A 21,180-nucleotide genomic window follows, 5' to 3' on the forward strand; every position below is an offset into this window, starting at 1 on the left:
ATTAATATGACTGAAGATAACAAAAGCCCATTTGCAACAAACTTGCTGAACAGCGCCCCGACACAAAAGAAAATGGAATCCGCGGTAAAACAGCTGGAAAAAGTACAAAAAAGTCAGCAATCAACCGCCAAAAAAGTAGAAAAGCAACAAGCCGTTGAAGCCCAGATTAGTAAAACGGGCCAACCCTTCTGGTGGATGTTGCTGATGTTCGTTTGTTCCGTAGTGTATTTGTTCCCGGAAGCAGTATTTAATGCAGCATTAACCGATGTTGCTGGAGGACGAAACTCCAGTATGGAAGACTTACGCTTGGTTGAGCTTTTTGGCCGAACCATCAGCGGTATTGGTGTGACGTTACTGTTAGCAGATTTATTATTAAAAGGTAAACGAGTCGCTAAAGTGTCGCGCGCCTTAGGTTACTTCACCTTAATTGCGGCCATTGTGTGGCCAACGGTATTTTTTGGACAAAAATGGTTAGTCGATCATTTTATTATTGATGCATCAACGCCTGCTGAACGTCAACAAGCTTACTTGTCACAGTTACTTCGCAGTGCATTAATTGAAAACTCAATCAAATTCGAAGGCATAGAGTACGATCCCAATAAAGAACACAATGCGACCGAAAAAACCTTTCTCTCAGTATTTGGTGGGTTGGTTTACGCTGACGATAAATTAGTGGCCGATTTAAAAAACAAAAAAAGTCTGATAATGGAAAAATTTGTCCGCGATCGGGCAATGTCTCGTTTTGATGAACACTATCGTCACTATGATGATTTCCGCCAAACACTTCGCAATAAATATACCGAGTACGCCACGGGATCGAATCAATATAATCAAGCACTAGGCAGTGTACAAACTCGGTCTGATTCGTACTGGTTAGATACCCAAAATCAAGTTAAGCAAGGTTGGGAACAATATCAAAAAGGCACCAAGGCGTATGAAGCAAGAGTAGAATCTCGTGCACAAAAAATTGCGCCTAAACTGTATGATTATTTTGAACGTCGTAATAAATGTGCTGAAAAGAAAAGTGGCAGTAGTAAAGATAGCTGCTTTGAGCGACTGCAAAAAGGTTATGACAAAGAAATAGCCAAATACGGCATTCCTTATATTCCGCCTAATGATTGGCTCATTCGCGAAGAGATTTCAACGTCAGAAAATGTCGGTAATTCTATTATCTCGGGCATTATGACTTTAGGTCTATTCACGGCAATGCAAGCAGCAGATGCAGTAACAGGCGGTGATGCAGGCTTTAAAGATCATCGAATGGTATATACCAACGATGTAAAACATTATAAACGCGTGCTGATGGTAAAAATGGCCCCTGATTTTAGTAAAGAATCAGGAGGTTACCCATTAGGAATTAACTCAATCCATGAGTTTAGAGTACATGAGCTGACTAGCATCAAAGTCAATAAGAAGCTAAAGCAAAAAGGCTTAACGTTATCCCCTTCTTGGTCAATAACTGATCGCAATAGTTTTGATATTGCTGTCGCTAAAAAAGTGCGTCAGCAAGCCGATGCCGAGTGGCGAACCAAAATGAAAGCCAAGGGTAGCGACATGCCGCCTAATTTGAGTTGGCAAGCATTTCAGCAACAAGGCATGATCCAACAGCGTATTCAACGAGAAATGAAAGAGCTGTATGTCAACCCAACACTAGCGGATTGGAATAATCGCGAATTTAAACAACACATCATTGAACCTAATATCAAACGTAAAACCACTGAGTATCTGAATGTGCTCGAAGCTCAACAAGTTGAATTTGCCGATGGCGGTGCATTTGAATCAACGGGTAAATCGGCATTACGTTCAACCATTATTCCGCCAATTTCTATGGCGATTAGCTTAGCATTAGTGTTACTTACCGTATTAAAACTCCCGATGAAAGCAGTCGAGCTAGTACAAGCTAAACGGGCGTCCTTGACGCCTGGCGTTAAGCCTAATCGCCTGATAAAGCCGGTGATATCAACGGTATTACTCGCGTCAATATTTGTGGTTCCGTTATCAATGGGCGGTAACCAATACACTATGCCTGGCTCATCAATGCATTACTTTTTTGATCAAATGGAAAAGAATGATTCCGCCACAGTGTCATATACACTTAAATGGTTATTAGTGACCCTACCTATGGTGCAGCCTATCGGTTCATCTATCGATCAACGCTTGTTTATTACTGAAGGATTTAATGCCATCAGTGAATCGATTGATCGCTTTGATTTAGCAGTAATGCCCACACATGATTCAACTAAAACCGTTACATCATCACCTAAAAACTCAGCCTTATTGCCACTCACCATTAACAGCAATATTGCCAAAGCCAAGGTTTCAGTGATGAACATAAAACCCAAGTATCAAGCAGGCATGATGTTACCTGCAGGCAGTTACGACATTAAAGTCTCTGCACCAGGACAAGAGCCGATGAGAAAGTGGGTTTATTTGAAGGCCGATGAAACGAGTTTTGACATCAATTTTGAATAAACAGCTTTTAGCTTAATAACAATAAATAGCTCAATAACAATAAATAGCAAAATAACAATAAATAGCAAAATGTATCACGCATTGATTATAGGAAGTATTACGTGAGTAAATTAGAACAATTCCAACGATTTATCCGTAATAACGGTAAAGACCTCACTGGTGTTGATGTCCCCGTAATATTAAGTAACGAACAAACAAAACAACCTCAGCTTAAGTTTACTTTTGGATGGACGATCGAAATTGGGGTGAGTCAGCACGAACATGGATCTTATTGTCCTAATGGCATCCAATCTGGTAGTGCATCAAATGCGAGGGATTACGCCCACGACAAAGCAAAAGAGTATGTTAGCGGACAAAATTCGTTATTTAATGACCGTTTTATAAATATTCTTGGGCCTGATATTTCTAGCAATTTTTTGATCAGAAATAGAGACTTAAAATCTGCACCAGAAACCTATGTAGGCAGCAAAGTGTGTTACAACTGCAGCGGCTCTGGGTCACAAAGCTGTTATAATTGTAATGGCTCAGGCAAGAATTCTTGTACCGGTTGTAGTGGCAGCGGCCGCATTAGTGTGTCACGTTTCGACAGTTATAATAATCGCACGGTTTACACAACTGAATCATGCTCATCTTGCTGGGGAAGTGGCAAAAAAACCTGTTATACCTGCAACGGCTCAGGTTCAGTAACCTGCAATACTTGTAATGGTGGTGGATATCTCTATTACAGTTACACCATTGATGGTAATGCTAAACGCAGCACTAAATGGGCTTATAACAGTAACGACTATCACGAATGGACTTCTGAATTCGTTAAAAATAATGGTTTAGACTTAGTTTATCATTTGACCGAGATAGCTGAAGTTGACGTTGAAGGCGGCCTTGATGGTTGTACTTTTATTTATGCTTTTACCGCTAAACTGCCGACGTTACAATTTACCGCTACGATAGATAAAGTCGATACAACAATGTGTTTTGCGGGTAAAAAAGACACAACACACAATGCCGGTGGAGTTTACGATCCTGCGGTATGGTTTGTAGCGCAGAAAATGACCGGAAATGACAAAGAAACCGACAAAGAAGTATTAGCAACACCCGCGATAAAGGACATTATTGAAGCGCACACCACCCAGACTCAAATTGCGTTACTAACAGAAAATTGGGTTTCAAAAGAGATTAACGATGCTGTTATCTCTAACTATCAACACTTAGTCACTAAGTTAAAAAAGCAGAGTGTTAAGGGTATTGCGCCCAACATGTTTTTAAGCTTAATAAAGTACACTTATTTGTTCTTCACGTTAGGAATGTTAATCGCGCTGTTATTTCCTTCATTTGCCGCAGAAACAAGTCATCGCATGAGCGTGTCACAAGTGCCTGAATGGATGATGGCGTTGCTGAGGATGAGATTTGATTTATTTGGGCTCCCCGCTTATATGAACTATGTGTTTATTTTTGGACTCCTGTGGTTAAGCTATAAGAGTGTGAAAAAGTGGTATTGGAAAAGTATCAGCAAAACTAAAATATGGTTGTTAGCGATAAGCATCACACTATTATTGCCACATATCGGCTTTACATTTTATTACAATACGTTAGAGCTACTTGAACTATCACCAGCTATCGGTAGCACGCTTGTTACAGGTTCAATATTAGTGGGTGTCTATTTACTTATTATTGGCATTAAAAGGCCACAAAGATGGTATAGCAAGTTGTTAGGCTTACTGGTTGGGTTTGGTATTTTCTGCGCAATTCAATTTGGACTTTATGCCATAAATCCTACCTATGGTTTTATTGCAGATCATGCGCACTATGTTGGTGACGTAACAACGTTATTGGCATCTGGCATAGATTTTATGAAAAACAATGTACTTGAATGGGGCATATTATCTATCAGCTTTACTTACTTCTTAACGCGAAGACGTTTTTGGTTAAAAGCAAAAACCATGGTGGCAGATTATGATAGCCCTGTATTACTAAAATCCATGAATATGGACAAATAGGATTAAGCATTTAGGTTAGTCGAGGTTAATCAGCTGCAACATGAGCAGATGATTAACCAGTGCTTTCATATCGACTCATAAAGCGCTAACCTACTTTCATTCTGTGTTTTGGTGTTTTTTAATTTGTCAGTGATGGAGTACTCCTAATATATGAGTATCACGCGTTTTATGACGAACAACGACAACCGTCCTGTTACGTCTACCTCTTCGGCACGCATTAGCTATTTTGCCACCCCATCTGAGTTTCAAGAGCCTTTGTTTGATAGCACAGACATGAGCCGCGACAATATTCGCCGCCATGTTAGGCAAGAGCGCAACAGTTTATCCACTGAAGAACAAAGCCAATTAGCCTTAATTGCCAGCCGTCATATGCTGGCAGAAATTCAGGCACAATCGGCACAGCATGTGGCAGTATATTTAACCCATGACGGCGAGTTAGCCACACAAAAATTGATTGATGCCTTATGGGATTTAAACATCAATGTTTACTTGCCGCTTATTCATCCATTTTGCAAAGGGCATTTGTTGTTTGTACGGTACGATCGTGACTCGGTGATGGTTAAAAACCAATACGGTATTAGCGAACCTAAACTCAATGTGCAACATGTGATCACTGTTAATCAACTCGATATGATCATCACGCCGTTAGTGGCATTTGATGAACACGGTAATCGTATGGGCATGGGCGGCGGTTATTACGATCGCACCTTAGCTCAAGTTGTTAACAACAAACCCTTAGCCGTTGGTTTTGCCCACGATTGTCAGGAAGTGAGCCAGGTACCAACCGACTTTTGGGATGTGCCATTGCCAGTGATTATTACCCCAACGAGAAGATTGGCTATTTAAAATAGCTTCGTAATAAAAAGCCCCATCAATACATGTTATTGATGGGGCTTTTTAGTTAAATGATTTATTGCCGCTATTAATGACCGATATGTGAAAAAACCTGCAGACTAACTATTCTCCGTCCAAAGTGTCCGAAATAGCATGATAAAAATGCCGAAGTGACATCAAGCCCTTTCTCACACATCTGACCCATATGGATTTGGGAAATGTCATTATGATGTCGGGAACATCATTGACCATGTGTTTCAAGGCATTTAGGCTCCTGCCTTGCAGAAATGGCACAGGCTCAGGGGTACAGGGTCGTTCATTGACGTCCTGTCACCACGACATTCGTGAATCCCTTCACATCAGATGTACCATCTGAGCCGTTAGGCGATTTTTATTATGCTATGAGGATCAACACTTTGCCGGAGCTGCCGGGGAGATCCAAGAGGGGAAAGCAGTTTTTCCCTTCTTGGTCGGGTGTGGACGAAGTGCCACGATTTTTGTTATGTGCAACAAAAGCAATCGTGACTATACAATTGCTTTCTCTAATGCCTGGCTTACATCAGCAATAATATCGTCGATATGCTCAATACCCACTGAAATACGCACCAGGTCTTCTGATACACCGGCCTTGGCAAGCTCTGCACCGCTGAGCTGGCGATGAGTGGTACTAGCAGGGTGACAAGCGAGCGATTTAGCATCACCAATGTTGACTAAACGTAACACCATTTGCAGCGCATCAATAAACTTACCACCGGCCACTTTACCCGCTTCTGCGTTGGCGGCTTTAATGCCAAAACTGATGATACCTGAGGCTTTACCGCCGGTGATTTTTTGACAGGTTGCATGGTGCGGGCTATTGGGTAGTGCAGCATAATTGACCCAGCTAATACTTGGGTGTTGTTGTAAAAATTCAGCCAGCGCGAGTGCATTACTGCAATGACGTTCCATGCGTAAACTAAGGGTTTCGAGCCCTTGCAACAGTAAAAATGAACTGTGTGGCGACAAGGCTGCGCCAGTATTACGTAATGGCACTACGCGGCAACGGCCAATATAGGCTGCAAGGCCAAAGGCGTCGGTGTATACCACGCCGTGATAAGACGGATCGGGCTCATTAAGTATCGCAAAGCGTTCTTTATTAGCGACCCAATCAAACTTACCTGAATCAATAATCACCCCACCAATGGTGGTGCCGTGACCGCCAATGTATTTGGTCAGTGAATGGATAACAATGTCGGCGCCGTGATCAAACGCGCGGCACAATACTGGCGTCGCGACAGTGTTATCAACAATTAATGGCACCCCATGTTTATGGGCAATATCGGCCAAACGCTGTAAGTCGACGATGTTACCGGCAGGGTTACCAATTGATTCACAAAATAATGCTTTGGTTTTATCGTCAATTAATGCATCTAGACCGTCAAAGTCATCAAACGCGGCCATGCGCACTTCAACGCCCTGGCGCGGCAGCGTATGAGCAAATAAGTTATAGGTGCCGCCATACAGTTGGCTAGTGCTAACAATGTTGTCGCCCACTTGAGTGAGCGCTTGAATCGCATAGGTAATCGCCGCCATGCCTGATGCCACTGCAAGCGCGCCAATACCGCCTTCGATAGCCGCTAAGCGTTGCTCTAAAACACTGGTGGTTGGGTTCATGATGCGGGTATAAATATTACCTGCGACTTTGAGGTCGAATAAGTCTGCGCCATGCTGGGTATCATCAAAGGTGTACGAGGTGGTTTGGTAAATCGGCACTGCCGCAGCTTTAGTCGTAGCTTCTGACTCGTAGCCATAATGTAATGCCAGTGATTCCAGTTTCATGTTTTCTGCAGACATAGCGACTTCCTTGAGATAATTGACTGTGGTGATATTGATTAATATCCACACTACCAATTAGCCATCTAGAAGTCTATAACAAAATACCGCGAAATGATGATAGCCATATCGCGGCACGCTTGCTGCTTAAATCTTTTAGATTGTTAACGCTTATTTTAACTGTCTGCCACCATCAACAGCGTAACAGCGACCCGTGACGTAATGGCTGCTTTGTAGATAATCGATAAGGCTAATAATTTCATTATTACCGGCCTCCCTTGGCAATATCGCTTTCGCTAATGCTTTGACTTTATAAGCATCATCGTCGTGCTCATTAAATAGAATCATCGCGGGGGCAATCGAGTTCACTTTAACGTGTGGCGCAAGCAAGCTGGCAAATGACAAGGTCATATTATGCAATGCCGCTTTACTGGCCGCGTAAGCAATGTGCTTTTTACTGCCCTTTTCGGCGACATAGTCGGTGATATGAATAATGTTGCTGGCACCTATACTGTCGTCATTGGTTTTGGCGGCGGCAACCAACAATGGCGCTAATGCAAGGTTGATTTGATAAGGCGCAGACACATGAATTTGCATCATTCTGGCCATGGTTTCGCTTGGGCTTAAGCCGCTGTTGTCTGGCAGCCAGTCTGAAGCATTATGGATAATAGTGTCGAGGCGATCATGATGCTCATTGATGTGAGCAATAAGCTCATCAATTGCCGCTGGGTCTGTTAAGTCGCACGAATGTAAACTGGCTCCAAGCTTGCCTAACTGCTCAATACTGTCGTAATGAGTACGATAAGTGCCAATAACATGATGACCCTGGGCCAAATAATACTTAGCCAGTGCATAACCAATGCGCTTACCTACGCCAGTGATCAGTATTGTACGTTCCATAATGCTCTCTTTATGTTTGGTTAATGACTTACCCTAAAACTTATCATAAGCAAATTAGGTGCTTATGATAAGCATTTATAATAACCGCTAAGGATTAAACTTTTAATACAAGGTTTGCAGCCTAAAAAAATGGCCTCAACTCGGGGGAGGTTGAAGCCATTAAATAAATCGAAGTAAACCGTATAACGTTACGCTAAAAATTCAGCACGACTGGCTGGATTAGCTTTAAAACAGCCGCCAAGTGCCGTGGTTTGGGTGCTCGATGACGTGTCCATAATGCCGCGAGATTTAACACAGTAATGGGTAGCGTTAATGCTAACTGCGACATCGTCGGTTTCGAGCAAGGTTTGCAGTGCCACTAAAATTTGTTGTGTGAGACGCTCTTGCACCTGCGGCCGTTGAGCAAAAAAGCACACAATTCGGTTAATTTTAGATAAGCCAATAATGTTGCCTTTAGGGATGTAAGCCACTTTGGCCAAACCATCGATGGTAATAAAGTGATGCTCGCAGGTACTTACCACACTGATATTGCTGATTTTAACCATCTCTTCAACACCCATTTTATTGTCAATTTGGGTGATTTTAGGGAAGTTAGCGTAATCAAGGCCTGAGAAAATCTCGTTGACGTACATTTTAGCAATACGATGCGGGGTTTCAGCTAGACTGTCGTCGCTTAAATCGAGGCCAAGTGTCGACACAACTTCTGTCATTAAGCCTTTAATACGTTGATACTTTTGCTCGCTAGTCAGGTCACTTGGAATCAGTGGCGTTTCAAGGCCATGGTCGACTAACGCCTTTTGAACTTTTAGTGCTTCGGCAGACAACTCGACGCGAGTTATGTCATTAATGGTGGTCATAATAACATCCTTAATAATAGGTTAGGCTTGATACTCTAAAGACAAAGAAACAGAGTCGGCAAAACGTAATGCATGCGGCTTATCAATAGTCACTCGTGCTAAGGTTACGCTTGGATGTTCACGACAAATGTCGAGCACGTCAGCCACCAGTTTTTCGAGTAATAAGAACCGGCCTTCTTCTACATGTTGAATCACTTTTTTAGTGATTATCTTGTAGTTTAGGGCATCGGCGACATCATCGGTTTGGAACGAACGATCCGCTGGATAATGGATCTCAATGTTGATCACCACGTCTTGCTGTTTTTCGCGTTCGTCTTGGTTGAACCCAATAAAGGTGCGTAAACGTAAGTTGGTGACGTTAATAATAGCTTGGCTTAATGGCATTATTTAGCCCTAGTGGATTGTTTTTAATCTATACGCCAGGGTGAAATAAAAAGATCATAAATCTTAAATGCTCACGCCGATCGCTAAATGATCAATGCTAATCACAATAAAGGTAAACTAGCTTTGGATCTGGTGCGTACAATCTCTCAATAAAAGCGACCCGAGGTGAATAATGGAACTGACAATATTTTACGATGGCACTTGCCCGCTTTGTCTTAATGAAATGCAGCAATTAAAGCGCTACGACAGCTTAAACCGCATCGGGCTTGAAGACATTAACGCGGCAGATATTAATCAGCGTTTCCCTGACTTAGATGTAGAACAAGCCAATACCATATTGCATGGTTTGCAAGCGGATGGCAGTTGGCTATATGGCTTAGACGTGACTGCTAAGGCATGGGGATTAACAGGTAAACACGGTTGGATAAAACTGCTGCGCCTGCCCGTGATTAAACCTGTGGCAGACCTAGCCTATTTGGCCTTTGCGCGTAATCGCTACCGGATATCGTATTTACTGACCGGCAAAAAACGCTGTGATAATGGCAGTTGTAACATTAAATAAGAGCAAAGCGCATGAGCGATTCAACGACAACTGAAACCATTATTGTAATTGGGGCGTCATCGCTAATTGCCCAAGCCTTTATTGAGCAAACTTGTCATCAACACGCAAAGCAACAGCAGCCAAACTTACCTGTCGCAAAGCCGTTACAAATCATCACGGTTAGCCGTCAGCCCAGCATAAAATTGCCTGAACTAATGGGCATTGAACTAACTGACAGTGAACTAACGGGACGTATTAACCACCAGCACTTTAGCTGTGATTATCAACAAGCCTCAATAGAACAATGTGTTAGCGATATCGTGGCGATTACAGGCACAGTGACTCGCATAGTGATGTGTAATGGCATTTTGCACAGTAAAAACCAGCACATCAGCACAAACGAACCAGCCTTAATGCCAGAAAAACGCATTGAAGATATTGATGCACATTCGTTAGAGCAGCTGTTTTATGCCAACAGTATTGTGCCGATGTTATGGCTAAGCGCCCTCACCCCATTGTTGTCGCAACCTCGTCATAAAGTAAGCGCCGAACAAAAATGTGTTATCAGTATATTGAGTGCTCGAGTCGGCAGCATTTCAGATAATCGCCTCGGCGGTTGGTATGGTTATCGCGCCTCAAAAGCGGCATTAAACATGCTCATTAAAACCACGGCAGTAGAATATGCTAGACGCCTTAAACGCGTGAAGCTGATTGCGTTTCACCCCGGCACCACCGACACGCCATTATCAAAACCTTTTCAAGCCAACGTACCTCAAGGCAAACTCTTTACCCCTGCCTTTGTCGCCAGCCAATTACAGCAGATTATGGATAACATTGAGCCCGATGGCGAAGCCAGCTACTTAGATTGGCAAGGCGAGCCGATTAACTGGTAAGCGCTCATTGATGTTATGTCTATGGCTATGGCTATGGCTATGGCTATGGCTAAGTACATGCCAAGTTGCTGATGTCATATGGTACTAAGGTGCCAATTAAATTGTGCCTAAATTGCTTTACCCTAAAAGTACTAAATTGGATTGAGGAACCGATACTATGTCGACGTTACACACGGGACTAAAAGGGAAAGTAGCACTGATTACCGGCTCAACAAGCGGTATAGGCTTGGCCACCGCACATGTACTGGCTGAACAAGGTTGTCATATCGTATTGCATGGTTTGATGGCGCAAGATGAAGGTACGGCATTAGCCGCTGAATTTACCTCTCAATATCAAATAAACACCTATTTTAGCAATGCCGATTTAAGAGACCCTACCTGTATACATGAGTTTATGGACGCGGCCGTGGAGCAATTAGGCAGTATTGATATTTTAGTCAATAACGCCGGTATTCAACATACCCAAGATGTGGCCAACTTCCCGATTGAAAAGTGGAACGACATTATCGCGATTAACTTATCTTCTGCATTTCATACCATCCAAAAAGTTGTGCCCGCAATGGCCAATAAACAATGGGGGCGAATTATTAATATTGCCTCAGTACATGGTTTAGTCGGCTCAGCAAATAAAGTGGCATATTGCGCGGCAAAACACGGCATTGTGGGCTTAACAAAAGTGGTCGCCATTGAGTGTGCAGAACAAGGCATTACGGTCAATGCGATATGCCCAGGTTGGGTTGATACGCCGCTTATCGGCAAACAAATTGACAACATCGCAAGCGACAAAAACCTGAGTTATGACGAGGCAAAATATCAACTGGTTACCGCAAAACAACCGTTACCAGAAATGCTAGCGCCGAGACAGATAGGTGAGTTTGTATTGTTTCTTTGTGGCGGCGCGGCAAAAGGCATTACTGGGGCTGCATTACCAATGGATGGTGCCTGGACAGCGCAATAAGCTTGGGTGAGATTGATTTATAGCAGGTAATCTCATATTAAATGTTAGCCCTTATTGATATCGATAAGGGCTTTTTTAATGCCTAAAACAATAAGCAGTGGTTAAGTCTTGGCCATAAACTCAGCGATATGTTGATAGGTTGCCATACATTCATCGTTAACAAGATCATGCAGTAACATGTAGGCGTGGATCATGCCGTCAAGCGAATGATGCTCAACATCAACACCAGCTACAGTTAATGCCTTAGCATAAGCTATGCCTTCATCCCGAAGTGGATCGCAGCCTGCTGTAAAGATAAGCGTTTTAGGCAATGCAGCCGACATCGGCCCCAATAAAGGTGAAGCCTGTTTAATAATATCGGCATCAGTCGATTGAAAATACTGATCGAAATACCACTTTATGCGAGTTGTTTCGAGTAAGAACCCAGTGCCATTTGTGTCTAATGATGGGCTTGTTAATGTGTAATCGACGCTAGGGTAAATCAAAATTTGTTGGTCTATTTTAAGCCGGTTATCCGTTAAACTTTTCATGCTTAAACTGGTGCAAATGGCGCCACCTGCACTGTCACCAACAATCGTGACCGAATCTTGATGCTTAACATCACCGAGTAACTCAGCGTAACGTATGAGTACCTGTTCGCAATCATCAATCCCCGCGGGATAAGGATGCTCTGGCGCCAAGCGATACTCAACTGAAATCACCACACACTGAGCAATACTGGCAAGATGACGGCAAATGGGGTCGTACAACTCTACGCTGCCACACATATGCCCACCACCATGAAAATGCACTAACACAGGCAAAGGTTTATCTGGCGCAGGGCTATAAATCCTGACGGGAATAATACGGTCGGATAACGTCAACGTTTTATCTGCAATATAAGGCACCGCTGGAGAGTCACTCATTAACCCGCTCAGTTTATTTAAGTTTTCCCGCAATATTGTTGGTGTAAATTGGATATTATTTTGTTTAGCCAGGGCAATGTTACTATTGGCCTGAGCCAGAAAATCAGTCAACTTAGCAGACACTGTGCCTCTCATTATAATGACTCCTTTGGTTTACCCGTTTCAGGTAAAAAATAACTGCCTACAAATACCGTACCGGTGAGCAAGGTAATCATCAAAAATGAGCTGGTGTAACTGCCATCATTCATATCCACTAACTTGCCAAATATCCACAGCACAATGGTCGACACCAGATAACTAATTGACCAAAACAGACTAAACACCACGGTAATTTTTTGCCCTGTCATCTGCGGTAACTCATGCGGAATAGACACTAATGCGGTTACTGGGAAAAAGATAAAAAAGCCCAATACAATCGCACATAAGATTTGCAGCCAAGGCTGCGAGCTAAACGATAACCCGAGTACTGTGATAAAAATAATCAGCCCACTTAAACGAATAATAGGTAGGCGCAGTGGATTTTTTCGGCTGTATAACATCCCCGCGATGGTGCCGACAATGCCAAAACCAATGACCCATTTACTTTGACTAATGCCCGCTTGCGGGTAAAAAGTGAATAAACAAATATAAAACGACAACAAACCAGAATAAGTGAACGCATAGGCCCAGTTAAATTTGTCTTTTAGCCCGTCCATATAACCATATTCAGTGGGTTCAGATCCTGCTGTGTGGTTAGCCGAAACGGGAGCGTCAAACTTAACCAGTAACCACACCATTGCCAGTACCAAGCTCGCGGCTGAAAACAACACTAAGCTATTTTGCCAGCTGCCCGTAAGTGAATTAATACTGGTCATGCCCCATAAAATAATTGCAGTGCCAACGTTAAATGCCACCGCATTTAACCCATTAACCACCGGGCGGTCTTCTGGTACAAACCACTGCATCACAATAGGATTAAAGTACACAATCATAAAGGCTCCACCTAAGCCCATTAAAAAACGGCTTACCAGCAGTAATTCATAACTCGTCGCTAGTGGCGTCACTATGCCGACAACAATTAATAACGCGGCTAACAAAAAGGCGTACTTGATACCAAACTTTACCGCGACATACGCAGCGCTAAACGTACCGACTATTTTAGCCAGTGTGACGGCACCACTGATAAAGCTTGCAGAGGCTAAACTCTCGATATGCATCGATGCCATGATGTTGTTCATACTGGCTGTACCGCCAACCCAAGCCATGGCAAAGAGCACATAACTCGTAAAGACTAAACCTTCGACCAGATATCTATGGGTTATTTTCATAGGCGTTATCGGTACCTTAAATGACACTAATGGAGTTAAATCATGTTATCTGATGGATATGGATAAATAAGTACTACCTTAGTGCACCGCGTTGTTAAAAATCTTTATCAAACAGGGCGTCTAGTGTAGTTTCGCAAGGATAAACAATAAAAATAATAGGGGAATAACTTGCAGGCTTGGTTATCTATTGATACTTGGTTGATCAGTTCAATTTCGATTGCTTATCTTGCCATGCTATTTGTGGTTGCACAGTGGGGGCAAAATCGCGCCATAACAACGTTAGCCCAAAAACCCTGGGTCTATAGCCTCTCACTAGGGGTTTGCTGCACATCATGGGCGTTTTATGGCACTGTTGGCCAAGCTGCTACAACGGGCGCCTGGCTTGCCCCCATTTATATTGGTTCGATCATTTGTTTGGTGCTTGCGTGGCCGATGCTAATGCGCACGCTACAAATAATCAAAAGCCAAAACCTTACTTCTATTGCCGACTTTATTGCCTGCCGCTTTGACCGCTCACCTAAAATAGCCGCCAGCGTTGCCATTGTGTCGCTACTGGGCACCATTCCTTATATCGCCTTACAGTTAAGAGCCATTAGCACCAGTTTTGATTTACTCACGGGCACGTTTCAGTCAGGCATTAGCACAGCATTTGTGGTGACCATTGTATTAATTATCTTTAGTATTTTGTTCGGCACCCGCCAGCTGTCTGCCAGTAAACATAATCAAGGCTTAGTATTGGCCATTGCGTTTAGCTCTATCGTGAAGTTATTTGCCCTGACCGCCGTGGGCATATTTGCCACTTTCTTTATATTCGATGGTTTTGGTGATTTGCTCAGCCAAGGGCAACACATTAAAGAAACCAGCCAATCAGACTCGACTTATCTTGTGGTATCGCAGGTTATTTTGGGCGCGATTACTATCTATGCGTTACCGCAACAATTTCACATGATGATGATTGAAAACAATTATGATGAAGAGCTTAAATCTGCACGTTGGATGGTGCCGTTATACCTGTTATTGATTAATATTTTTGTATTGCCGATTGCTTTAGCCGGACAGCTTAGTTTCCCTGGCGGCAGTGTTGGCGCAGATACCTATGTACTGACATTACCACTGTTTTATCAACAAGCATGGCTAGGCATATTGGTTTATGTCGGTGGACTCGCGGCGGCAACCGCCATGGTGATTGTGGCGGCAATTGTATTAAGCACCATGATTTCGACTGAAATTTTAACCCCATTACTATTACGACTACCCAAATTTAGCTCGCAACAAACCCCGCAATTATCAGGTATTTTATTAAATTTACGCCGTGTTTCTATCGCGGTGATTTTACTGTCGGCCTTTGCATTTGAACGCTTTATCGATCAGCAAAATCACTTAGCCAGCATTGGTTTACTGTCATTTGTGCTGTTGTCTCAATTTGCACCCGCTGCAATTGGTGCCTTGTATTGGCGAAATGCCACTACTCAAGGTGCTTTTGTGGGCTTAATTATGGGCAGCATTGTGTGGCTGTATACTTTACTGTTGCCGGTGACATTTCCTGAAGCGCATTGGGTTAAATTTGGTTTGTTTGATATTGCGTGGTTAACCCCGACAGCCTTATTTGGCTTAACCAGTCTAGATAACATCAGCCATGGGGTATTTTACAGTTTAGCGGCAAACATTGGCTGCTTTGTGATTATCTCACTGATTAAAGAGCAAAGTGTTGGCGAGGTGTTGCAAGCCGATTTATTTGTTAATAGAAAACCGGTGCAGCCAGAAAGACACTTGTCGGTCGATGACTTAGCCAGTTTATTAAACCGTTTTATTAATAAAGATGAAGCGGATGCGCTAATTGCTGAATCTAAAAAATGTGCGGGTAAAGATCAGCAACAACAACTTGTTGATTATACTCGTTTAAAATTGTCTGGCGTACTCGGCTCCGCCTCGACCAGAATGGTGATGAGCGCTGCATCACGCAGCCAACAAATGCCGTTAGAAGATGTAGTAAGCATTGTTGACGAAGCTAACCAAATTTTTGAGTTTAACCGTGAGCTGCTGCAATCTGGGGTGGAGAACATTGAACAAGGCATTAGTGTTGTCGACGCCGACATGCGTTTAGTGGCCTGGAATCAACGTTATATTGAACTGCTCGATTACCCGCAAGATTTTGTCAAAGCCGGATTGCATATTGAACAATTAATTCGCTTCAATATCGACAGAGGGATTATTGTCGGCGATGAAGCCCATGAGTTGGTGGAAAAACGTTTAGCGCATATGCGCGGTGGCAGCTCACATCATTTTCAGCGCACCATGCTTAATGGCAAAGTATTAGAGATCCGCGGTCAAGCCATGCCTGGTGGCGGCTTTGTCAGTACATTTGCTGATATTACCGCGCACATTGAAGCTGAAAAAGCATTGCAATTGGCCAATGAAACACTCGAAAAACGGGTAGAAAGCCGCACCCAAGAATTGGAAAAAGCTAAAGCTGAGGCCGAGGCTGCTAACAGTAGTAAAACCCGCTTTCTAGCCGCGGCCAGTCATGACTTAATGCAGCCCTTTAATGCCTTAACCTTATTTACCGACATGCTAAAGCAACGGGTGAAATCGACCGAGTTGCAAGATTTAGCCAGCCACATTGAAGAGTCATTAAACGTTGTTGAAAGCTTATTATCTGACCTGGTGGAAATATCACGCTTAGACAGTAAGTCGCTCAAAACCGAGCAAAGTCAATTTGCGATTGATGACTTACTGTCGACCTTAGTCAATGAGTTTAAAGCATTATCGGTTCAACAAGGTATTGATTTTAAATACCAAATATCTTCTTGTTTCGTAGAAAGCGACCAAAGACTGCTGCGCCGTATTATTCAGAATTTTTTATCTAATGCGTTTCATTACTCCCCTTCGGGCAAACGCAATCAGCATATAACATCCCAAACCTCTTCGCCTGACAATAAAGCAAATGGGCAGACTAGCAATACCGAGTTTGTCCCAAAAGTGTTATTAGGCGTTAGGCGGCTTGAGCACGCTTTATTAATCCAAGTTTGGGACAATGGTCCAGGTATTCCGCTTGATAAACAGCAAGCCATTTTTTGTGAATTTGAACGCTTAGAGCTCACTCGTGAAATTCCGGGGTTAGGACTAGGCTTGGCGATATGCGATCGAATTGCCAAGTTGTTGGATATCAAAATATATCTGCATTCTGAAGTGGGTAAAGGCACGTGTTTTAGTGTTGAAATACCCCGTGTATTACAGCAGAAAAAGCCAATTAAAGTGACTGAAACAGCCGAAGATGACATAAGCAGTAACAGCACTAATATTACCGTGATGGTGATCGACAATGACGACCTGATGCTAAAAGCGATCTCCACATTGCTCAGCGATTGGGGTTGTAATGTCATTACCGCTAAAGACCAACCTAGTGCGATACAACAATTAATCACTCACCCGCAACCAAAACTCATTATTGCTGACTATCATTTAGAGGACGATAAAAATGGGGTCGACCTGGTGCAATACTTACTGGCTAATCACGTTAATGACAGCAACAAACCCACCTGTGTTATTTGCTCTGCCGACCCGTCGGAATCCGTAAGACAACACACCAGCAGTGCCCAGTTTAGTTTTGTACGCAAACCGCTTAAGGCAATCGCCTTAAAGCGGATAATAAGGGGCTGTTGATCTTTCAAGGTTATTTTTGCAGCGAATTGTTGGCCATTACTCACATATACAACTGCGCGGTAGAGACTTCGAGGTGTAGTTATTCTACATAAAAAGTCGATAACGCAGTAAAAATGGCCAACAAACGCTCCCCGAAGGGTTCGGCTAAAAACGTTTTACTCTTTGTTGAATGAACTTTGCTTAGATGACTAGGCATCAATCCATTCGCCTCGATTAAAACGTTTTTATCTCGAACAAAATTCAACCAGAAAAAATCAACAGCCCCTAAACAATTACTCCCTGAATAACTGATTTTTAGTACATTATTGACCACAAAAAATGCCTCACAATGAGGCATTTTTGGGTTAACTCTTTAGTCGCTATTATTATCAATATTTAAACAAAATCAGTGGTCATAACGATTCGTTGATGCAACATCATGAGGCTTCAACCTCCACCTGCTGGTTTTCCGTTGAGGTAATCATTAATTGCTGGAACACTAATCCTGCTTGGGTGCGATTATTGATTTCTAGTTTGAGCAAAATCGCTGAGACATGTTTTTTTACTGTGGTTTCTTTAATGTTTAAGTCATACGCAATTTGCTTATTTAACCGACCATTAGCAATGTTAGCCAGCACTGTGTATTGCTGCGGCGTGAGTTGGGCTAATTGCTTTGCCAAACGTTGATGCTCAGCGGCGGTGTGTTGATCAGCACTGATATTGGTGTGCTCGGGTAACCAAACGTCCCCCTCTAGCACAGTGTCTATTGCGGTTGATATCTGGGTTAAGTTTGCCGATTTAGGAATAAACGCACTGGCGCCAAAATTGATCGCTTTACGGATAATCTCTGGCTGATCGTCAGATGACACCATGATGACTGCAATGTCAGGGAAGTGATTTTGTAATAACGTGAGGCCAGTAAAACCGTCGTTCCCCGGCATGTGTAAATCAATAAAAATAAGCTCAATATCGGGGTGTAGCTCCACTAAGGTAATTAACTCTTGAAAGTTTTCCGCCTCTAACACGTGTGCATCGTTGACACTTTTTTGCACAGCCTGGGTGAGTGCAGCACGAAATAGTGGATGGTCATCTGCAATGGCCACTTTAATTTGAGACATCATGACTCCCTTACATTCGTTGTTATTGTTATGGTTCACTCTTTATAAGCAATAAAAAGAATAACCGGTTCTGATGAGACCGGCTATTCTTATCTGACCTGATATGAAGGTCTCTTTGATAAGTGACTACAAGGATTAGAACGTATAGCCAACCGTTAACGAAATAGTCTCTGGGTCGCCATAGTAACCCACTAAGGTATTATCGCCGCCTAAGCCAGGGGTAAAATCACCATCGCCTGTTGGCGTGACAAAGGCGTAGTTACCCACCAAATACTCTTCATCGGTGACATTTTTCCAATGTAACCCAGCATTCCAATGACCATCATTGCTATACCAATTAACACCAAAGTTAAGCAAGCCGTAACCATCCTGGCTCAATAGGTTATCCACTACTGCTAAATCGTAATCGCTGCGGTAGTAGTAATTACCGTTAATGATAAAGCTGCCAATATCGGCTTCAATGTTGTAGCTAAAGCCTAGGTTGGCGGTGGTGTCTGGGGTATTAGTAATGGTGTAGGTATCGCTAATATCAATTTTAGTTCCAAGGTCATCGTAAGAGATCACTTCGTCAAAAGTAGCGTCAATTAAGCCGACATTAGCAAATAAGTTAAGTGAATCTGTCGCAGCATATTCAACCTCAAGCTCTAAGCCTGTGGCGGTTGATTTACCGATATTGCCTAAACGCTGATTAAGGTCTGAACTGTCTTCGCCTGGTAGCACAGTGACAAACTGTCTGTCCTTATGATCAAGATAAAATGCGGTGGCATTTAAACGGAGATTATCGTTCCACTCACTTTTAAAACCAATCTCGTATGAATTCACCGTTTCAGGATCAACCGCAGGCTCTGCGCCCGTTGCTCTTGGGTTAAACGTACCTGATTTAAATCCTTGTGAGTAGCTGGTAAATACCATCAAGTCATCATTCACTTGATACTCTAGACCGATCCGTGGATTGAATTTAGACCATGTTTCTTCGTCATCAAGCACTTTAGGTATTTGCGACTCAATTAACGCGTCATCGCGCACAAAACCAGGATACCAGCCGGTTTCAGGATAAATACTATCGAAAATAACTCCGTTATATACCGTGGCCTCTTTAGATTCACGAGTATAGCGACCGCCTAATGTCATCGACAATTTTTCGGTAAAACTGTATGAACCTTGCACGTAAGCGGCGTAGCTTTCGCTATTATTACAACCACTGACTTCGCGAGTGAGTCCACCATAAGCTTTAAAGGCTTCTTCTAAAATCGCATCGAACACGCCACAAGAATCACCGTCAAAATAGTAAATACCGGAAACTACATTGAGGTTATCACCGACATAGTTAACTTGAAACTCTTGGCTAAATTGCTCATCTTCATAAATAGCCGGCACATCGAAAATACGTAAGCTGGTATTATCAAAGTCGATGTTGGTGAGTGACTCGCCTTCACGCTTTGCGGTAACCGATTTCGCACTCCAATTCTCATTGAAATTATATTCGACCGTTGCGCTCCAGCCTTCTGTTTCAACCTTATTCCAGGTAGGCATACTGGTGTAAGAGTCGTATTTACTGTCTGGCACTGGGGCATCGGTTAATAAACTAGGAAGCAGTCTATAGCCGCCTTTTGAGTTGGAGTCATCTTGGGTTTTATCGTAAGTAAAGCGCATAAAAAGGTCGTCTGTAGGTGTGTACTCAACACTTAAGCGCCCTGCCATTACATCTTTATTATAGTTCTCGGTATCTTGGTCATCTAATGCTGAAGTTTTAAAATCACCAAAGCCGTCACGGTTTAAACTCGCAAAGGCAAAACCAACGTAAAGTTTGTCATCAACAATGGGTAATTGACCGGCAATTTTGGCATCTTTTTGGCCATAGCTGCCCACGGTGCCTTTAAGGCTTAATTCTCCGTCACCAGACATTTTTTTAGTGACATACTTAATCGCGCCACCAATGGTATTTTTGCCGTATAACGTGCCTTGTGGCCCGCGAAGCACCTCAATACGTTGTACATCAAGAATGTCTAACACTGCGCCTTGCGGACGGGCAATATAGACATCATCAATATAAATACCGACACCGGGCTCATAGCCCCACAATGGGTCTTCCTGGCCTACACCGCGGATAAAGGCTGTCAGTGTAGAGTTAGTGCCTCGGCTAGACTGCAATGTGGTGTTAGGGGAAAACTGCTGAATTTCTGTCATCACGCTGATGCCATTTTCGGCTAACTCTGTGGCACTCACCGATGTCACCGCCACAGGCACATTTTGTAAACTCTCTACTGTTTTACGCGCGGTCACTTCAATGCGCTCTAATACAGGTTGTTTGTCGCTGCTGTTATTTTCATTTTCTGCGGCTATCGCATGCTGCGCGGTTAACACTGACGAAATGGCTAAGGCAATGCAGCTCATTTTAATCGTATTCTGTTTCATACAGGTCCCCGTTGTAATAGTTATTATTAATGGTTTTACTTACTGCAAATTTTGATTAACAACTCACTTTTGCTTTTTGATTTATTGACGACTCTTTGTTCACATATTGACTGTATCGTATTTTCAAGCTTATTGAATCGGTACTATA

The 21,180-nt window shown here is 42.9% G+C and carries 15 protein-coding genes; 7 read left to right on the forward strand and 8 right to left on the reverse strand.

The annotated features are described in order from the left end of the window. The first annotated feature begins 6 nt into the window (after positions 1-6). The 3 genes from AC19MX_RS04060 (at position 7) to AC19MX_RS04070 (ending at position 5,312) form a co-directional block, all read left to right on the forward strand. Positions 7-2,472 carry a peptidase associated/transthyretin-like domain-containing protein gene (locus tag AC19MX_RS04060; RefSeq protein ID WP_498296579.1) on the forward strand — a complete coding sequence of 822 codons (2,466 nt, stop codon included), beginning with the start codon at positions 7-9 and terminating at the stop codon, positions 2,470-2,472. A 101-nt stretch (positions 2,473-2,573) separates the two neighbouring features. Then, positions 2,574-4,466, forward strand: coding sequence for a hypothetical protein (locus AC19MX_RS04065; protein WP_498296581.1), 1,893 nt, complete (start codon positions 2,574-2,576; stop codon positions 4,464-4,466). Between the two features lie 150 nt (positions 4,467-4,616). Beyond that, a complete protein-coding gene (locus AC19MX_RS04070; protein WP_498296583.1) occupies positions 4,617-5,312 on the forward strand; it encodes a 5-formyltetrahydrofolate cyclo-ligase in 696 nt (231 codons plus the stop codon). Positions 5,313-5,825: 513 nt separating this feature from the next. Here the strand turns inward: AC19MX_RS04070 and AC19MX_RS04075 are convergent. From AC19MX_RS04075 to folX, 4 genes are all read right to left on the reverse strand, one after another. Further along, positions 5,826-7,118: an O-acetylhomoserine aminocarboxypropyltransferase/cysteine synthase family protein gene (locus tag AC19MX_RS04075; RefSeq protein WP_498296853.1), complete on the reverse strand. Its 1,293-nt coding sequence runs from the start codon at positions 7,116-7,118 to the stop codon at positions 5,826-5,828. Between the two features lie 165 nt (positions 7,119-7,283). Then, positions 7,284-8,012, reverse strand: coding sequence for a dihydromonapterin reductase (gene folM / locus AC19MX_RS04080; RefSeq protein ID WP_498296584.1), 729 nt, complete (start codon positions 8,010-8,012; stop codon positions 7,284-7,286). Positions 8,013-8,200: 188 nt separating this feature from the next. Further along, entirely contained in the window at positions 8,201-8,869 is a 669-nt protein-coding gene (gene folE / locus AC19MX_RS04085; RefSeq protein ID WP_498296586.1) for a GTP cyclohydrolase I FolE, read from the reverse strand. Positions 8,870-8,890: 21 nt separating this feature from the next. Further along, entirely contained in the window at positions 8,891-9,253 is a 363-nt protein-coding gene (gene folX, locus AC19MX_RS04090) for a dihydroneopterin triphosphate 2'-epimerase (protein ID WP_160052566.1), read from the reverse strand. Between the two features lie 172 nt (positions 9,254-9,425). Here folX and AC19MX_RS04095 point away from each other — a divergent pair, with 172 nt between their 5' ends. From AC19MX_RS04095 to AC19MX_RS04105, 3 genes are all read left to right on the forward strand, one after another. Then, the gene (locus AC19MX_RS04095; protein ID WP_498296587.1) at positions 9,426-9,815 is read left to right on the forward strand and encodes a thiol-disulfide oxidoreductase DCC family protein; all 390 of its coding nucleotides are present in this window, start codon (positions 9,426-9,428) and stop codon (positions 9,813-9,815) included. An 11-nt stretch (positions 9,816-9,826) separates the two neighbouring features. Beyond that, complete coding sequence (locus AC19MX_RS04100) at positions 9,827-10,687, forward strand: SDR family NAD(P)-dependent oxidoreductase (protein ID WP_498296588.1); 861 nt, start codon at positions 9,827-9,829, stop codon at positions 10,685-10,687. Positions 10,688-10,844: 157 nt separating this feature from the next. Continuing rightward, positions 10,845-11,645, forward strand: coding sequence for a 3-hydroxybutyrate dehydrogenase (locus tag AC19MX_RS04105; protein WP_498296589.1), 801 nt, complete (start codon positions 10,845-10,847; stop codon positions 11,643-11,645). 101 nt (positions 11,646-11,746) lie between these two features. Here the strand turns inward: AC19MX_RS04105 and AC19MX_RS04110 are convergent, their stop codons facing one another. After that, positions 11,747-12,685: an alpha/beta hydrolase gene (locus AC19MX_RS04110; protein WP_498296591.1), complete on the reverse strand. Its 939-nt coding sequence runs from the start codon at positions 12,683-12,685 to the stop codon at positions 11,747-11,749. Continuing rightward, positions 12,685-13,857, reverse strand: a complete 1,173-nt coding sequence (locus AC19MX_RS04115; RefSeq protein WP_498296593.1) for an MFS transporter — start codon at positions 13,855-13,857, stop codon at positions 12,685-12,687. Before AC19MX_RS04115 ends, AC19MX_RS04110 begins: the two co-directional genes overlap by 1 nt. A 168-nt stretch (positions 13,858-14,025) precedes the next feature. On the opposite strand from AC19MX_RS04115, the gene AC19MX_RS04120 reads away from it, so the two are divergent. Beyond that, positions 14,026-17,520, forward strand: a complete 3,495-nt coding sequence (locus tag AC19MX_RS04120) for a hybrid sensor histidine kinase/response regulator (RefSeq protein WP_498296595.1) — start codon at positions 14,026-14,028, stop codon at positions 17,518-17,520. Between the two features lie 416 nt (positions 17,521-17,936). On the opposite strand, the gene AC19MX_RS04125 is transcribed toward AC19MX_RS04120, so the two are convergent. After that, positions 17,937-18,617 carry a response regulator transcription factor gene (locus AC19MX_RS04125; protein ID WP_498296855.1) on the reverse strand — a complete coding sequence of 227 codons (681 nt, stop codon included), beginning with the start codon at positions 18,615-18,617 and terminating at the stop codon, positions 17,937-17,939. Positions 18,618-18,752: 135 nt separating this feature from the next. Continuing rightward, positions 18,753-21,032, reverse strand: a complete 2,280-nt coding sequence (locus tag AC19MX_RS04130; RefSeq protein ID WP_498296596.1) for a TonB-dependent receptor — start codon at positions 21,030-21,032, stop codon at positions 18,753-18,755. Between the last annotated feature and the right edge of the window lie 148 nt (positions 21,033-21,180).

The organism is Shewanella sp. MF05956, from assembly GCF_059758055.1.

Bases quoted from the DNA above. Each gene is read 5' to 3' on its own strand.
- folX (WP_160052566.1), bottom strand. From the start codon at position 9,253: ATGCCATTAAGCCAAGCTATTATTAACGTCACCAACTTACGTTTACGC.
- AC19MX_RS04060 (WP_498296579.1), top strand. From the start codon at position 7: ATGACTGAAGATAACAAAAGCCCATTTGCAACAAACTTGCTGAACAGC.
- AC19MX_RS04070 (WP_498296583.1), top strand. From the start codon at position 4,617: ATGAGTATCACGCGTTTTATGACGAACAACGACAACCGTCCTGTTACG.
- AC19MX_RS04095 (WP_498296587.1), top strand. From the start codon at position 9,426: ATGGAACTGACAATATTTTACGATGGCACTTGCCCGCTTTGTCTTAAT.
- AC19MX_RS04100 (WP_498296588.1), top strand. From the start codon at position 9,827: ATGAGCGATTCAACGACAACTGAAACCATTATTGTAATTGGGGCGTCA.
- AC19MX_RS04125 (WP_498296855.1), bottom strand. From the start codon at position 18,617: ATGTCTCAAATTAAAGTGGCCATTGCAGATGACCATCCACTATTTCGT.
- folE (WP_498296586.1), bottom strand. From the start codon at position 8,869: ATGACCACCATTAATGACATAACTCGCGTCGAGTTGTCTGCCGAAGCA.
- AC19MX_RS04115 (WP_498296593.1), bottom strand. From the start codon at position 13,857: ATGAAAATAACCCATAGATATCTGGTCGAAGGTTTAGTCTTTACGAGT.
- AC19MX_RS04130 (WP_498296596.1), bottom strand. From the start codon at position 21,032: ATGAAACAGAATACGATTAAAATGAGCTGCATTGCCTTAGCCATTTCG.
- AC19MX_RS04105 (WP_498296589.1), top strand. From the start codon at position 10,845: ATGTCGACGTTACACACGGGACTAAAAGGGAAAGTAGCACTGATTACC.
- AC19MX_RS04075 (WP_498296853.1), bottom strand. From the start codon at position 7,118: ATGAAACTGGAATCACTGGCATTACATTATGGCTACGAGTCAGAAGCT.
- AC19MX_RS04110 (WP_498296591.1), bottom strand. From the start codon at position 12,685: ATGAGAGGCACAGTGTCTGCTAAGTTGACTGATTTTCTGGCTCAGGCC.
- folM (WP_498296584.1), bottom strand. From the start codon at position 8,012: ATGGAACGTACAATACTGATCACTGGCGTAGGTAAGCGCATTGGTTAT.